The organism is Bradyrhizobium sp. AS23.2 (assembly GCF_001908185.1).
Lineage (GTDB): Bacteria > Pseudomonadota > Alphaproteobacteria > Rhizobiales > Xanthobacteraceae > Bradyrhizobium.
Map to the genome: position 1 here is coordinate 1 of NZ_LGHM01000068.1, position 15,917 is coordinate 15,917.

The following is a 15,917-nucleotide window of genomic DNA, read 5'->3' on the forward strand; positions in this document are numbered from 1 at the left end:
CCGGGCCTTGTCGTCCTTGGAGAACCAACGACGGCGTCCCGTCTCCGTGATCACTTCCAGCCGGCGCGCCGTCACGTCCGACTTAAGCGTATGGTCAAGCATAGACACAAGCCGATCCCTTCAAAGAGATCGTGAAACTCGCCTATCCCGTGTGCCGCGAGAAGGTAGGAGCGGAACGACGCTTACGCTCAAGCGCCTCATCCGGGCAGTTGCGCGCAAGCAGGGCCCGCGCAAGAGGGATTGCCGCATTTACGTTGCCGGGTCGTTGCTTGAGTGCTTCGCGCAAAGTCTGCTCGTCAGCATCCGGACGGAGGACGTATGCAATGCGCTCGCGCATAGCAGGATCGACGTCCCTAGCGCCTAACGACTCTGGTGTGGCCGTCTGCTCAAGTCCCGGCTTATCCCAACTGGCGCAACCACCTAGCAGCAGAATGGCGAGCATAGCGAGAAGGCCAGAGCAAGTTCGGACCGAAGGAGCACAACCGGCGCTCGGTACTTGGCTCATATGAGTTCATATTATTGCCCCAGGCTTAATTGCTGTCCTTTTGGTCGGCTGCGGCGATTGAGTCACGACGCTCTGCTGAAGGAGCCTTGCCCGTCCCGGCCGCGAGCTTGACGGATCCAATCGGCTGGACCGTGAAATCCGAGGCGAGATCCTGATAGGACAGAACCGGCAGATCGATGCCGTTGCGGATGAGAAAACCACGGACGAAACGCCGGATATCCATTGAACCCAGAATGACGGGCTGGCTCTGACCGCGTGCGATGCTCGAATGAATCTGCCGAAATTGTGAAAGCAGCATCTCGCTCTCGCGGTCCGCAAAAACGAGGTAGGGACCAACTGCGGTGTCGCGCACCGCACCGCGTACGATATCCTCGGTTTCGCGCTCTATTATAAAGGCAGCCACAACGCGGTGGGCGTTGGCATAGCGATGACAGATCTGGCGCTTCAGCCCGGAGCGAACATATTCGGTGAGCAGGACAACATTTTGTTCGCGCTCGCTCCATTCTGCCAGCGCCTCCAGGACTAAGCGAGTGTTGCGAATGGGGATGCCCTCATCCAGTAAGCGGCGCAGGACATCCGCAATCCGGGGCACCGGTGTCGTGCGCAGCACCTCCTTCACCAGATCGGCATATTCCAGCTCCATCCGGCCCAGCAATTGTCGGGTCTCCTGAATGCCCACCAGGCGCTGTGCATAGCGTCTCAATGTCGACTGCACGCGCAAGGCGATGACTTCGCTCGCACGGTGATGCCCTATGCCGGCTGCATTAAGAGACGGCGCATGACCTTTTTCGATCCAGATCCGATTTGTCTCTAAGTCTTGGCGAAAGGGGATGCCGCTCAATTCAATGTTCGCCACGTCGTCGTTGAGCATGAGTTGCATCGGCTCAACAAAATCCCGTCCGACGGGCACTCCCTCAACATCTACCCTGAATTCCGATTCAGCTAAGTGGTGGTCGGCTTGGGCCGGAATGCGTGGAATTGTGATACCAAGATCAGATGAGACCAGTGCCGAAACCCGTCCGATGGACTGCTCGAGTTCGTCTTTGTCGACTCCATGTGTCAGGTTTGGTGCGAGGAATACCGTGATCGGAAGTGCTTCTGCAGGCACGGTTTGACTCTGAGCCTGTGATGGAGCTGGAGGCGAACCGGTGCTACTGGCCCCTGCCTTGGCAGCGGTCTCGCCGGCGTGCACACCAACCTTGACAAAGCTTGCTGCGCCGAAGAGTGCGGCAAGCATGATGAACGGAGGCAAAGGGAAGCCCGGAACGAGCCCCATCGCAATTAAGACGCCGGCGGCCAACCGTAGCGCTTGTGTGCTGGCCGTCAGTTGGCTGACGATATCGGCACCAAGCTTCAGCCTGGAAGGGCCATTGACACGGGTGACAATGGTTGCTGCTGTAATCGACAGCAGTAGAGCCGGAATCTGCGAAATTAGTGCGTCACCTATGGTCAGGATGGTGTATTGGTGGAGCGCCTCCTCAAGGGGCATGCTCTTGGAGAGCAAGCCGATTGTGATGCCGCCCAGCATATTAATGCCGATGACTATGAGCCCGGCGATGGCGTCGCCTTTCACGAATTTCATAGCGCCGTCCATGGCACCGTGAAGTTGGCTTTCTTGCTCCAGTGCGGCCCGCCGACGACGAGCTTCGTGCTGATCGATGTGCCCGTTGCGCAGCTCCGCGTCGATCGCCATCTGTTTGCCCGGCAGCGCGTCAAGCGTGAAGCGAGCCGACACTTCTGCGACCCGTTCGGCGCCCTTGGCGAGAACCATGAACTGAACCATGGTCACAATTAGGAATATGACGAGTCCGACAGCGATATTGCCTGATATGACGAAATCGCCAAACGTGTGGATGATGCTGCCGGCATCACCCTCAGAGAGAATCAACCGCGTCGTTGCGACGGTAAGAGCCAGGCGAAAGACGGTGGAGATAAGGATGACGCCCGGCAACGACGAAAAGTCAAGTGGCGTCTTCAGATGCAGGGCTACCATCAGCAGCAGTACGGCAAAACCGAGGTTGAACCCGATCAACATGTCGATCACTACGATCGGGATCGGCATGATCATCATTCCGATCGCCAGAAGAAGCATCAACGCGACCATCAAATCTGGGTTAGTCGGTGCGCGCTCGATGAGACGACGTAGGATGTTTTCCATGAGAAGCTTATTATCGTTTGATTGGAGCTGCGCTGCTCCGCAATGAAACATAGCTTTTAAAGATTGCTCGCGCCTCGGCCATGCGGCCGGCCTGACGCAGCGCGTGGCTGCGCAAGACCATCAAAGGCAGACGCGAAGACGGTTGTTCGTCAAGTTTGTCCAGTCTATCCAAAGCCGCCAGTGCTTTGTCACCGTGGCCCTCAGAGATGAGAGCGTAGACCAGAATGCGGAGCAGCTCGACGTTTTGAGAATGTTCGTGAGCTGCGATTCGCAGGAGAGCCAGGCTCTGTGCGCTCTGACCGCATTCAAGATGGATATAGGAAAGCGCGCAGAGCAAATCACGCTCCGTCCTAGAGATTAGCAAGACCTCACCGGCTTTTGAAACGTTTGGCGGCGGCGGTGTGAGGTGTTGCTCTTCGTCAAGCTCGGCCATCGCTAGCCTTTGATCAAGCCGTTGTGATTCTGCCGGAGCAGGATTAACCGCCGCAGCTCCAGCTGCAGAATCTCCATGTCTTCACGTGACGCCCAACCATCTGGCGCGGCCGATAGCGCATCCGCCAAACGTTCCAGAAGCACGCCCTGTTTCTCTGGGCGCAGAACATCCGAGTGACGTAGGCGCGGCGTGACGAAGGAGAGCAGGTTATCCGCGAGAGTGGGGCCGTTAAGGCAAGCAATTTCTGGGCCTGGCTTGATCTCACCGATCTGGGTGCGCGCCTCGTTGACATTGATGCGTGAAACTGGATGGACTGAGTTAAGCTCCAGCGCGGTCTCGATCGTGGCGCCAACAGCCACATCTTGCTGGTCCGTATCCTGGAAAATAGTGTGGCTCTTCCCGCCATTTGCATGCGTTCTCTCGATTTCGCTGCCCTCGGCTTTAGGAATGGTCGGCGTGGTGGTAGGTGTGTGATTGTCAACGTTCGGCCCTCGGAACGAGGCCCAAGGTTCTACCGACCGCTGGGGCAGCCTAGTCATGACACTTTCCTTCTTAGCCGCGACTGAAACCCTAATAGGGGAGAGCAACAAGCCGACCATTCCGGCTCAGCAGCACACGTCGTTCCCCAATCTCATTGACGGTCAAGCCATTGTTCAACAGGGCGCCCACGAAATACTTTTGACCAGCGATGACCAGATACGGGTCACTTCCGCGCCAAACGGCCTCGACAGCAATTGAGGGTGGCGTCTTCTCCTCCTTGATGGCTACTGCATTGACGAGAACATATGCGCCCTTACGATCGTGATCGAACCGTTCCTGGACTTCCCGCCATTTAGAGAGCGAGACGGGCGTCACCGTGCCGTCAGCAGCGACAACACCCGGCTCAGATCTGACTTTGATATTGAAAAGGCCCGCTCTATCAACTTCCTCTTGCAGCCGTTCGGCAGCTGAATCGGTTGTCAATGCATCAGGAGCGTTGGGCGCCAGCTTGGGCGCAACTTTCACAGCACGGGGCAAGTCGACGTTCAAGGCAACAGCGCTGTCCGTCTGGACCAAACTGGTTGAGGCTGCACCGACCGCGACAGAGCTGATCAGGACCGAGGCGAGTACGGCGGTCGATCCGAGCCGGCGTCCGATAGAGCCAGCTTGCTTAGAATCCTGTATAGACCAGCGAATGGACATCTCGCCCGTGTGAATGACGGCGGGAAGAGGGGCAATAACGTGCTCGTTCGTGGAAGTATTCTCGTGCCCCTCGACCCTGACTTCTCCAGTAAGAGGCTCGATTTGGATCGAGTTGCAATTTGGGGTGATACGAACGTGATGGCGTGCGAGGCCTTGTTCGATGAAGACCAAATCAGCATCCAGGCCGCTACCAATCAGGGTCGATCCCATGCCCACTTTGCCGGTTAGCCGGGAGTAAAGCCCCGACAGCACTTCGAAATGCACGGAGTTTGGTTCATTCACAGTCGAAAGCCTCCCGAACAGCGAAGGCTGCCGTATGGCAAAAGCCGTACGGCTCATCGCGGCTTCATCGATTACCCAGGAGCGAGAGGTGGGACGACAGCGTCGTCCCACCTCAGCCGTTACTGCACCCGCTCGTCGGCTACTTTCTTGATGGTCGTGAGGTTGGTTGAAACGACGCGAAGTTCCACATCCCTCTCAGCAGCCAGCGTGCTAGAGGCAGTCAGGGCGGCGAGCTGCCTTTGGAATGCGGCCTCTGAGGCCACGTCAGCAGCCCCGGCGCCAGCTGCCGCAGCGACAGCGCCAGCCGCCCCGGTTGCAATCGACGTATGAGATGCACCAACGTTAAAAGGCATGTTATTTCTCCTCTTTAGAATGTTGCCGCTATGAGCGGCTCCTGTTTCCGGACGGCGCAACGTGCGACGTCAGGAATTCCCCTCTGTCTCGGCCATGGTATCTTCCAAACGGGCCATTGCACCGTTTGCAAGTTGGAAAGCCGCGGCTCCGAGAGCGACGTTGAACGCTTGGCGCAAAGCGGCATCCTGCGAGCTACTGTCTGGATTAGACGTGCCGTTGACAGGATTGCTTGCACTAGCCGACCGGTTATGATCGTCATGCGGGTCACGTGTGTGCGCCCCTTTTTTGTTGCTACGAGCCGCATGGAGGCCGGAATCAACGCGCGCAGTGGCGTTTGAACTCGGAATACGCATCGGGTTCTCCTATGTTGATTCGATCATGCCAAGGGAGGCAGTCTCCGCGATTCCATCGTGCGGGCATTAGCTTTCGACAAGCTGACGAGTTTCAGAAAATTAGTCGGTTTTGCCGGATTGAATCCGACGTGAGAACGCGCCCAAAAGGTGGAGATCAGATAGTTCGTGCCAACGAAAACCATCTTTAGGGCCGCTTGAGCTGTGCGGCCTCGTTGATCATCAAACGAACTGGTATTGGTGCCAACGACGGACTGCATTTGAGGCTGATCCTGACACGAGTGGTCGAGTACAGCGGGAGATGAACTACGAGGCGTGAACCCACTAAACAAAGTCATCGGCGGTGCGCGCGAGAAGCTCCAACATGCTGGCAAAGCTTGCGCGACCTATCGGTTGGCGGTGGGGTGCCAACCTCGCGGAGGCCGCGCAAGCTCGCCTAGCTTCTCAGGCGTGATCTGAGGCCGACGCCTCACTCTCACGAACTGTAAACGCCTGCAGCTTGCATGCCCCCGGACGCAATGCGCCCGTTTAGGTCGTTCAAATAGTTCTCCGCGTAAGACTGCGCCACCGAAACCGGCAGGCTGATGCCAGCCGTCGCGGCTTCTTGAATTGCTTGCTTCGCCAAGCCTTCGCGCATAGCTATTTTGACCTCTGGACCGGCGATACAGCCGACCGCCTGCGCCGCAAGGCTGAGACCTGCTTCTTCCAATGCTTGCTTTATGTTGCCACTTGTGATGGCGGTGTGCAGAAGATTTGCTGCTTGCGCCTCGCTCTCGAGCACCATTGACGCGAGATCGGCCAATTCGCCCAAGCCTGGGATGAAGCCAAGTACACCAACTGCCGTCGCAGCCCAGTCGAGCACGTTCGAACCCACCTTAAGCACGTCGTCAAGCGCGTGCATGAAGGCGCCTCCGTTTTTCGTGGGTGATTTGATGTCGGGCTGGTCCTTCATGCCCATCATCATGTCCGCGACAGCAGACTGCTCGGCAGCCGTTTGAGCGACATGCGTCTTCAGCTGGTGAGCTGTTCGGTTTGCAGCTGACATGTTGTTGAACAACTGCTTGAAATCGTTGTTGCTGATGTTGCCGGAATCGACGGTATGGCCTCCGCCGAAGTCGAAGAACTTGTGGTGGGTATGATAGCCGGTGATCGCATTGTTCATTAGGCCGAAGATGAGAGGATCCGAAAGCAGCTGGGAGGCCGCCTTTCTCACGTCAGGCGCGAGACTCTTATCATCGACCATGCTCGCCAGCTTGTCCCGGGTCAGGTCACTCTTCTCGAAAAAAGCTCCTTGGTTCTTGTTGATCGTGTCTAACGTATCCAGCTCGGCTCGCGTCAGCTTCATTGATGATGAAGCAACCTGCAAGAAGTCCTCTTTGTGAACTTTATCTCCCGAGCCGGCGCACAGCTTTTTCCATTCGTCGGGATGGCTGAGGAAGTATTGCGCCGCCGCGAGAACCTGAGGGGGGGGATTTGCCGGTTTTGGCCTCGCCATCGACGATCTGCTTAAAAACGGCTAGGCTCAGGTTCTTGGGCAGGTTAACGGAATACAGATAAAGCTCGCGCAATGCATCAGTCTGGGTCATGACCGATGGCTGGTCATTTCCGGCGCCGTCCGATGGAATGTAGGTATGCTCGTAGCTCTGCGCCTGCTGTCCCTGGAATGCGGCAACCTGTGAGTGATAGTTGGAAAAGCCGGAGAGATCACCTGCCTTGATCTTTCCGCCGCAGCGGCCGTCGCCTTGCGAGCCTATTGCATAGAAGAGCTCCGGGTCCTGCTGCAGCGCCTCGATCGCCGCCTTTAGATCCGGCGGTGTCGAGGGATCGTTGGGCAAATCTCCGAGGGACTTCCAATCGAGCGGGCATTTGTCTTTGTGGCGGTTCAGCACCGACACAATCCGCAACTCGGCATCAGTCAGCGTGCCGCCGTTCCATGTGATCCTTGAGCTGGGTACTGGCGCGGTTGCAGTCGCAGCGGAGCTCGCAGCAGGGCTGCCCGCAGAGGGTAGCTCCGAAGCCTGCCCAAATGCAATCAGTGCGGCCCTGAGATCTGGTGGTAGGATATCCCGCACCTCCTGCGTGAGTCCCTGCGCTAATTGTTTAGCCGACTCTGCCGACGCCAGATCCTGTGGCGCGGATTGATGGCCGACGGTATCCTTCAAGGAGTAATTTGCCAGCATCGTCTCGAAGCTGGAAAGCTCCTGCGCCGACGGTAGCCCGGAAGCAAGCCCTGAGAAAGCCGCGGTTGAGGTAAGGGCTAGCGATGGGTTGGTGAGTGACATTATACATCCTATGGTGTGAGATTGCGCCACAACCGGTCATGTGGTGCAGCCCGAGATCGCGACGAAGTCGTATCGATGGGCAGAGTCCAACAGCTCCGATCAGTTGCCCCGGTTACTCAGTGCGTCCCCAGCCGTCAGTTCCGCTAGAATTTCAAAGCAACATCGTCGTCTATATTTCTCCTCCTTATGTAGGATTGACTAGCTTTCGAGAAGCTGACGACGCTCATTGCGCTCGATTTATTGCACTCAGTCGCGCGCATCCTGCCGCGGCACATCGGTAGCATCAAGAACTCGGTGGATCACTCGCATTCGCCGGTTCGCGCAAAAACGCCTGCATGATTTCGCGGCGTCCCATGGCCGATCAGCTGGACCGTCGGCACGCCAGCGCCTCCGCCACAGGACTGTTAGTGTCGGCTCCATCCAGCGTGGTGGAATCAGAGCCGTCTGCCGGCAGCGACCGGCGCTGAGTTCACGATCTGAATAACCACGCGGTCTTCTCCTGGATGACATGGATTCCGAGCATCCCTATCAGCAGCCGGCGACGTTGAGATCGTCGATAGTGTTGCGTTAGCATTCGCGCTCTCATGCACCCAGCATTAGCTCCGAAAGGCTGACAGAGCATACGGCGAGCGCACTGAGCTCCTTCGCAAGTCAACCCGGGGGCAACTTATCTCTGACCTGGAGCAGGCGCGTGAACCACGCTGTCTTGTTGCGGTGCCGCGGATGAAAGAGGGCCCTCAGGTCGTCCACCACGAATGACCGTACTTGAAGCTCCTCGAAACAACATCAAAACCGACTCGTGCGCCGGCTTTTCCACGGTTGTGAGGTTTGGCCGCGCCTGTGCCTCCGCCACTAGGCCTTTGAGCGTTTCGTCCACGAGCGCGATAAACCGGGGCGGGCCGGAAGCGAAGACGAGACCATCTCCCGGTGCGGCCCTCACGACGTAGCGCTCGTCGGAGATGTCAAGCGAATCCAGTGCTGACTTGAACGCATTCAAAGTGATCGGATTCAAGACAAGCAGACGGCTTTGCGCCTCGTGGGCGTCGGATACGTAAAGCACAAGTCCATCGTAGTACCATTGAAGATTGTAGAGACCAGTCAAACGTTCGAGGAACTCTCGCGGTGCGAGATCCGGCATTCGCCCCCGAATCCGTCCCTTCACCTCGGGGCTGACATTGACTCGGATATTCAAATTGTTGCCGAATTCCTGCAGTGCGGCCGCGAGGTCCTGATCCAGAACCGTGTAACTATAGGGCGTCGATGGCAGCGACAGGGGAGCGCCGAGCGTCCTAACGAGACCCAAGAAAATGAAAACTCCAGCATATAGAACTGTCTTCAAGATGTGCAGCCTCGTGGCTCGTATGTGGATCAACGGTGTTTGGCGCTTGAGGGTCCGAAAAGTTGAAGTCGAAAATTCGTCGCAAATTGGAAGCTGAGCGCAATTTAATGACGGTGTTTGTGATTCTTGTCAGCTTTTTGTCAGCTCGCTTCTCTAAGGGTGCTGGGCCGTCGACGGCAACGAACAGCTAATCTCATCATGTGAGAGCAATGATTTTATCCACGAAGTTTGGTCTTATACCGATCTCTGCCAACCCTGCAGAATGTCTTTCCGAGCCCTGTTCATCAGCGCAGGCAAGGTTTCATGAGAGTCTTGCACAGACGGCTTCGAACCACGATGCGGCCTCTTCGGTGAGTGGTAGCGTGTTGGCTCCGCCAGTTTCGGAAGTTCAACGTGCCGTCACGCACTCAAGCCCGCTTGGCGACCGCGTCCTTCAGAATCTTTTTACAATGCACCGAGGCAAGCCTTTTCCTGCGAGTGCACTTCCTTCGGCTGTCGGTGGCGAGCCGGCTAGTCCGAAGAAACTCGAGTTTGGGCCGGCCGCCGTCGGCAAGCCGGAAGACGTGGATCATTTCCAATCGGCGCTGGTGAATCTGCGGGGTGCTTACGATGGTGTCATTCAGGTTTCGCTCGTCTCCAAGAGCGCCGGTGCCGTAAGTTCATCTCTGAACAAGCTGCTATCAGCGGGCTAAGCGGGCGTTGATGGCTGTTTTGGCCCAGAGAAAGAAAGGTTGCGGCGCGCTGGCGGCAAGGTGGTTTCATGTTTTTGTTCTATTTCCCCTTCTGCTCTCGTTGGCCGGTTGCAAGGCCGATCTCTATACTAAAGTTCGGGAGCGCGAAGCCAACGAGATGCTTGCTCTTCTCCTTAGCAAGGGTGTCGACGCCGTCCGTGTTGTCGCTAAGGATGGTACCAGCACGATTCAAGTCGAAGCAAAGCAACTTGCCTTTTCGATCAACCTGCTGAATGACCAGGGCTTACCGCGCCAATCTTTCAAGAGCCTTGGGGACGTGTTCAGGGGATCGGGACTGGTTGCCTCCCCGGTTGAGGAGCGCGCCCGCTACGTTTATGCTTTAAGCGAAGAGTTGTCGCGCACGATAAACGATATCGATGGGGTTCTCTCCGCTCGTGTGCACGTTGTTCTGCCGAAGAATGACCTTTTGCGACAAGATACTACGCCGTCCTCGGCTTCGGTCTTTATCCGACATGATTCCAATGCGAAGCTCTCAGCTTTGCTACCCCAGATCAAGATGCTCGTCGCCAACAGCATAGAAGGGCTATCATATGACAAGGTAGCGGTCGTGTTCGTGCCGGTTGAGCGGGCTCAATATGAGCTGTCGTCTGCGCCAGCAGCTGCTTCGGGTCAATCAGGCAAGTTCGTGTCGGATCCCATTCTTGCGGTTGGTATCGGAGGGGCCGGCGCCGCGTTCGGCGTCCTATCTTACGTCCTGCTGAGCGCACGTGTGCGCCAGCTCGGTCAATCTTTTCGGAAAGTGGCAAATCTCGGCGCAGGCGCGAGTACGCGCGCGGTCCAAACCGACGGCGAAAAGCTAAACTCGGATTCGAGATAGGCGGAACGCAGTGGCCGTATTGATGACATCCACAGAACCAAATCGTTCACTCAGCCTACACTCCGTTCGCCCGCGCGAGTTTACTGCTTTGATCCATCCAAGTCGTTTTGCCGCGCACCTTGATGCGTCGCTGTCGCCTTCCACACTGCTGCAGTTGCAGAAAACGCCCAGACTGCAGGAAAGGCTAGCCGGTTTACTGCTAGGCAGTGAACTGGTCTCGAACGGAAGTAACTGGGGAAGGGGTGTTCTGCTGGGGCATGATCCGCGCCACGTGGCACTACTTGCCGGCAGTATCTGGCATGCCCGTTCGGTGCTGAAGTTGGTGTCAAAGCATGATCTTGCTCCTCTGATCGGAAATATCGGTGCAGAAGCACATTTTTTCGCTATTCGATACCTATCCAGTGCCGTCGCAACCGAAGCGATTGTCGATCCAGAGCAACTTTCGCGAGGGATTGAACATGACGGATATGCCTGCCTTGGCGCTTGGCTCCAACAAGCGTCGGAACTTGACCGCGCGCGCGTGCTTCTCTGCTTGCCCGTCGGGACCGCCGCGGAGCGCCCAACCGCCGAACACCACAAGGCCGCAGGCCAATTGCTGTCTCTGGTGATGGCTCATCTGGCCGCGGAGACAGGGCCCGCATGACCTGGGATGACCTAGCATTGCCAGAACGCCCGCAGATACGTCCGCTGGGTCCACTCATACCAGCGTCGGAACTTAGGATCTGGTACGATGCGGTACAGACGCGCGCGCTAGCAGCGCAGTATCTACAGCAGGTTCGCAGCTGGGCAAGGAAAGCTTATCAGCGCGAGCGGGCGCGCGGCCACTCCGAAGGCCTGAAGGCAGGCTCAGACGAAATGGCGCGGCTGGTTGCCCGGGCTGCTTGTGAGGTGGCGCGGCGAAAAGCCGTGCTAGAACAGGAGTTGCCACGGCTCGTCATGGAGATCTTAGACGACCTGGTCGGCTCCTTCGATCCGGGCGAGATGTTAGTGAAGTCCGTTCGTCACGCCATCGAGCAAAGATATGGCAGCGCGGAAGTGTGTCTACATGTGTCTCCTGTGAACGCCGATGCACTGATACGTGAGTTTGCAGCGTTCGACGGAACGCATGGTCGACCGAAAGTTCGAATTGATTCGGACCCAGCTCTGACGCCGGATCAGTGCGTGTTGTGGAGTGAGTTAGGCAATGTCGATCTAGGACTTGCCGCGCAGCTCCGCACATTGCGACTGGGCCTTGGGCCGTCTTCTCAGGAAGGCGAACCGTGACCACGCAACAAACAAGCCATGTCGGTGGGGCTGGTGAAGGAGCTGTGCACGCGGCGTTATCATCTTTGAGATCTACAGCAAAGAATGTCGATACGCGTGCCTTGCGCGGACGGATCACAAAGGCCGTCGGCACCTTGGTCCATGCCGTGTTGCCGGGGGCCCGTGTTGGGGAACTGTGTCTGTTGCAGGATCACAATACGGGATGGTCACTTGAGGCGGAAGTTATCGGTCTGCTGCCCGACGGGGTATTACTCACGCCAATTGGCGACATGGTAGGTCTGTCTAACCGCGCGGAAGTGGTGCCGACCGGGCGAATGCAGGAAGTTTCAGTCGGTCCCGAGTTGCTTGGCCGTGTCATTGATAGCTTCGGCCGTCCGCTCGACGGGAAGGGTCCAATAAAGACGATTCACACTCGTCCCCTCCGCGGCAGGGCACCCAACCCCATGAGGCGGCGTGGCATCGAGCGGCCCTTTCCACTCGGTGTCCGCGTGCTAGATGGACTTCTGACGTGTGGCGAAGGTCAGCGGATCGGGATCTATGGAGACGCTGGTTGCGGCAAGTCGACGCTGATGTCGCAAATTGTTAAAGGCGCGGCCGCCGACGTGATCGTAGTTGCGCTTATAGGAGAGCGCGGTCGTGAGGTGCGTGAATTCATTGAGCGCCATATTGGCGATGCGATCGGTCGTACGATCGCTGTCGTTGAGACTTCCGACCGGTCAGCAATGGAGCGTGCCCAATGTGCTCATATGGCGACGGCTCTCGCCGAGTACTTTCGTGATCAGGGACTGCGTGTCGTTCTCATGATGGATTCGCTGACGCGCTTTAGCCGCGCGATGCGTGAAATAGGCCTTGCCGCGGGAGAACCTCCGACGCGGCGCGGCTTCCCACCCTCCGTCTTTGCGCTGCTGCCGGGTCTATTGGAGCGTGCCGGTATGGGCGAGCACGGCTCGATCACGGCCTTCTATACCGTGCTTGTCGAAGGTGACGGCACAGGCGATCCAATCGCCGAAGAGTCACGCGGTATTCTCGATGGTCATATCATCCTTTCACGCGCACTCGCCTCGCGAGAGCATTTCCCCGCCATCGACGTGCTATCGAGCCGAAGTCGCGTGATGGATGCGGTCGTCTCTGTGCCACATCGCAAGGCCGCCTCCTTCTTTCGAGATCTACTCTCGCGCTATGATGAAGCCGAGTTCTTAATCAACGTCGGTGAATACAAGCAAGGGGGGGGATCCGCTGAGTGACCGAGCAATCGCCTCAATCGAGGAGTTGCGGAATTTCTTGCGTCAGGGGCAGGATGAGTCGTCCACTTTTGAGGAGACGGTCACATGGATGTCGCTTCTGACCGAGTGAATCCTATCCAAGCGTCGAAACTGCGGTTCGTGAAGGACATGAGGGAGCGAAGCGCGCTTCGCCTATTATCCAATATGGAAGCCAAACGCCAGATCGCGGTTGAATCGGTGGAGCGAGCCTCCAAGAATCTTGCAAGCGCCGAGAAACGCCGCGCAAGTCTCGAAGCTGAACTTTATCTGGAACTGGCATCGTCTGATACTATGTGCGTCACCGAACTCGATCGTCGGTGCCATCTCGTCATTGGGCGTCTCACGGCCGAGATCGCATTGGCGCGTCAGGCGCTTGAGCAGGCGCACATCGCTCAAGAGCACGCCCAGGCCGCGGTGGTTGAGATGCGGGCTGTGTGGGCCAAGCGTTCGGCGGCGAGCCAGAAATGGCAGCAGATTGAGAGCGATGTTCAGCGCAGGACCAATGCTCGTGCGGAGTTCGCAGCTGAAATCGAAACGGACGATGAGGTCTTGCTCCGGTATAAGAGCGGATTGCGCAGTCAGGCGGCCGGCGATTCAATCCACGGCGATTCAATCCCCGGCGATTCAATCTAATGGCTGCTTCTCGTATGCCGGAGCGAACTTCCGGTTCAGTGGAAATGAGCGCGGATAAGGGTGAACCCGCACTATTCGATCCCCCGGTAAGATTGTCGCATGCCGTGGTCTCGTGGCTGAATGAGATCGCCGCTCGACGCACGGTTCTGAAGAGCCGCCTTGGCGATATGCAGGTATCGATGCGTATGAACCGGCTTGTCTGGCAGGCACAACCACCGGCCGCGTCCATGCTTGACTGCTTATTTCGCGTCGGAGCCGAAAAGGCCGTCCTGTCGTTGGCCCGCCCGCTGGCGGAGGCACTGATCTCGACAGTACAGCATGGCCTTAGTTTACCTTCGGATCCAGCCCGCTCTCTCGTCCTCGAATTTGCGCTGGAACCGTGGCTCGCACAACTAGAGAACTTGTTAGCACGGGATTTGCAAGTTATCCGCGTCGACGAAGCAATGACGCAAGGCCATTATCTGGAACTCGACATCGACTACGGGTCGCTCACGAGCAAGGCGCGCCTTTTCCTATTCTCGTCTCTTGACGGTCCGGTTGCGCCTGCATTCAGTGCGTTAGGCGAGTTGCTTGGCCAATTGCCCCGACAGATGCGCAAGCTTTCTCCGGAATTGCCTATCATGGTTGCCGAAGAGATTGGCTCGCTGTGCGTGCCCGTTGGGCTAGTTCGCCAAGCACAAGCCGGAGATGCGCTGGTGCCGGACGTCATTCCCCTTGCACGCGGCCAGGTCATCCTCACCGCCGGCAAATTGTGGGCCCCGGCCGAGGTTGCTCACGACAGGCTGATACTGCGGGGGCCGTTCCGCCTGCAACCACACCCTTTAAAGAGTGCATATATGACGACACGAGCCCAAGCACAGCCATCGACCTCGCTCTCGGAAACTGACGTCGACAGTATTGAGATTACGCTTGTGTTCGAATGCGGCCGCTGGCCTATTCCGCTGGGTACGTTGAGAAATATCAACGAAGGGCATGTGTTCGAGCTTGGCCGCTCCCTTGACGGTCCGGTCGACATTGTTGCCAATGGTCGATTGATCGGTCACGGCGACATCGTGCGTGTCGGCGAGGAATTGGCTATCAGGCTACGTGGCAGGTTGGCGGTCAATGACTGACATTCAGCCGAGCATCCTTGCGCTTCTTGCACTTACAGTCGGTCTCGGTCTGCTGGCTTTCGCAGTCGTTACAACGACCGCGTTCTTAAAGGTGTCCGTCGTTCTCTTCCTCGTGCGTAACGCGCTCGGGACCCAGTCCATACCTCCGAACATCGTTCTGTATGGTGCTGCATTGATTCTTACCGTCTTCATTGGTGCTCCAGTGTTGGAGCAGATCTACAACCGCGTTACCGACCCGCAACTTCACTACCAAACTCTCGATGACTGGGCGACAGCCGCCAAGGAGGGGAGCGAGCCGCTGCGCGCTCACCTGAAAAAGTTCACCTCTGAGGAGCAGCGCACGTTTTTCCTCTCTTCCACAGAACATGTCTGGTCAGAGGAGATGCGCGGCAAGGCGACAGCGGATGATTTTGCGATCCTTGTACCGTCCTTTCTGATCTCGGAACTGAAGCGTGCCTTTGAAATCGGATTCCTACTCTATCTTCCATTCATCACGATTGATCTGATCGTAACGACGATCTTGATGGCCATGGGCATGTCAATGGTGTCGCCCACAATGATATCTGTTCCTTTTAAGCTCTTTCTGTTCGTCACGATCGACGGATGGTCGCGGCTCATGCATGGGTTGGTCTTAAGTTACGCCACCTCCGGAGGTTAGTATGGACGAAGCCAGCATTCTCGCTCATTTGAGCCGATCCCTCGTCCTATTCATGATTTGGGTTTTGCCACCACTCCTAGCAGCTCTTGTGGCCGGATTGGGTGTTGGCATCATCCAAGCGGCAACGCAGCTCCAGGATCAAACCTTGCCTCTTACCGTGAAACTCCTCGTCGTCGTCGCCGTGCTCGTTCTATTTTCCCCAGTGCTGAGCGCTCCCCTTATCGAACAAGCCCAGCAGATTTTCGCTGAGTTCCCCACTCTCACATCGAGGTATTAGTGCGGAATGCGAGGGTAAGTTCTTGGAGAAAAAAAAACGCCCATCGGCATCACCGCTGAACGATTAACAGGGAGTTCGTAAGCTTATCGAGCGGTAGCCTCAAGCATTAGAGTATGAGGAAAGTTGGCGCAGGACGTGAACCGTCCCGGGTTTGCCGGAGGCTCCAACTCCTGAGAGGATGGAGCCATGACAAGCAAGACGACGAACAAGTTTTCACCCGAGGTCCGGGACCGAGCGGTTCGGATGGTTCTGGATCAC

At 57.2% G+C, this 15,917-nt stretch carries 14 protein-coding genes and 2 pseudogenes; 9 read left to right on the forward strand and 7 right to left on the reverse strand.

All coding sequences use genetic code 11. The features are described 5' to 3' along the window. Positions 1–530: 530 nt before the first annotated feature. The 7 genes and pseudogenes from sctV to AC630_RS15740 all read right to left on the reverse strand — a co-directional run bounded on the left by sctV (position 531) and on the right by AC630_RS15740 (position 8,849). Entirely contained in the window at positions 531–2,663 is a 2,133-nt protein-coding gene (sctV, locus tag AC630_RS15710; protein ID WP_074119413.1) for a type III secretion system export apparatus subunit SctV, read from the reverse strand. Between the two features lie 10 nt (positions 2,664–2,673). After that, complete coding sequence (gene sctY / locus AC630_RS15715; protein WP_074119415.1) at positions 2,674–3,096, reverse strand: type III secretion apparatus assembly chaperone SctY; 423 nt, start codon at positions 3,094–3,096, stop codon at positions 2,674–2,676. A gap of 2 nt (positions 3,097–3,098) precedes the next feature. After that, a complete protein-coding gene (locus tag AC630_RS15720; protein ID WP_074119431.1) occupies positions 3,099–3,635 on the reverse strand; it encodes a hypothetical protein in 537 nt (178 codons plus the stop codon). A gap of 31 nt (positions 3,636–3,666) precedes the next feature. Beyond that, the gene (locus tag AC630_RS15725; protein ID WP_245330413.1) at positions 3,667–4,617 is read right to left on the reverse strand and encodes a SctD/MshK family protein; all 951 of its coding nucleotides are present in this window, start codon (positions 4,615–4,617) and stop codon (positions 3,667–3,669) included. Positions 4,618–4,679: 62 nt separating this feature from the next. Then, entirely contained in the window at positions 4,680–4,913 is a 234-nt protein-coding gene (locus AC630_RS15730; protein ID WP_074119418.1) for a hypothetical protein, read from the reverse strand. 826 nt (positions 4,914–5,739) lie between these two features. Further along, positions 5,740–7,444: pseudogene (locus tag AC630_RS48320) on the reverse strand (HrpF/NolX family T3SS translocon protein). Between the two features lie 769 nt (positions 7,445–8,213). After that, positions 8,214–8,849, reverse strand: a complete 636-nt coding sequence (locus AC630_RS15740) for a nodulation protein NolW (RefSeq protein ID WP_283808428.1) — start codon at positions 8,847–8,849, stop codon at positions 8,214–8,216. Positions 8,850–9,094: 245 nt separating this feature from the next. Between AC630_RS15740 and AC630_RS45445 the strand changes: the two genes are divergently transcribed. The 9 genes and pseudogenes from AC630_RS45445 to AC630_RS15785 all read left to right on the forward strand — a co-directional run bounded on the left by AC630_RS45445 (position 9,095) and on the right by AC630_RS15785 (position 15,659). Next, the gene (locus tag AC630_RS45445; protein WP_167561219.1) at positions 9,095–9,577 is read left to right on the forward strand and encodes a nodulation protein NolB; all 483 of its coding nucleotides are present in this window, start codon (positions 9,095–9,097) and stop codon (positions 9,575–9,577) included. Between the two features lie 10 nt (positions 9,578–9,587). Continuing rightward, positions 9,588–10,454, forward strand: a complete 867-nt coding sequence (gene sctJ, locus AC630_RS15750; protein WP_074119435.1) for a type III secretion system inner membrane ring lipoprotein SctJ — start codon at positions 9,588–9,590, stop codon at positions 10,452–10,454. A gap of 10 nt (positions 10,455–10,464) precedes the next feature. Beyond that, positions 10,465–11,097, forward strand: coding sequence for a nodulation protein NolU (locus tag AC630_RS15755; RefSeq protein WP_283808429.1), 633 nt, complete (start codon positions 10,465–10,467; stop codon positions 11,095–11,097). Further along, positions 11,094–11,717 (forward strand): type III secretion system stator protein SctL, encoded by a 624-nt coding sequence (gene sctL, locus AC630_RS15760; protein WP_074119422.1) that lies wholly within the window; start codon positions 11,094–11,096, stop codon positions 11,715–11,717. The genes AC630_RS15755 and sctL overlap by 4 nt, the downstream gene beginning before the upstream one ends. After that, positions 11,714–13,070, forward strand: a pseudogene (gene sctN / locus AC630_RS15765) (type III secretion system ATPase SctN). The gene sctL and the pseudogene sctN overlap by 4 nt, the downstream one beginning before the upstream one ends. Further along, the gene (locus AC630_RS15770; RefSeq protein WP_074119436.1) at positions 13,046–13,612 is read left to right on the forward strand and encodes a hypothetical protein; all 567 of its coding nucleotides are present in this window, start codon (positions 13,046–13,048) and stop codon (positions 13,610–13,612) included. The pseudogene sctN and the gene AC630_RS15770 overlap by 25 nt, the downstream one beginning before the upstream one ends. After that, positions 13,612–14,724 (forward strand): type III secretion system cytoplasmic ring protein SctQ, encoded by a 1,113-nt coding sequence (gene sctQ / locus AC630_RS15775; RefSeq protein WP_245330414.1) that lies wholly within the window; start codon positions 13,612–13,614, stop codon positions 14,722–14,724. Before AC630_RS15770 ends, sctQ begins: the two co-directional genes overlap by 1 nt. Beyond that, positions 14,717–15,382 (forward strand): type III secretion system export apparatus subunit SctR, encoded by a 666-nt coding sequence (sctR, locus tag AC630_RS15780; RefSeq protein ID WP_074119427.1) that lies wholly within the window; start codon positions 14,717–14,719, stop codon positions 15,380–15,382. Before sctQ ends, sctR begins: the two co-directional genes overlap by 8 nt. 1 nt (position 15,383) lies before the next feature. Next, entirely contained in the window at positions 15,384–15,659 is a 276-nt protein-coding gene (locus AC630_RS15785; RefSeq protein ID WP_074119429.1) for an EscS/YscS/HrcS family type III secretion system export apparatus protein, read from the forward strand. Positions 15,660–15,917 lie beyond the last annotated feature (258 nt).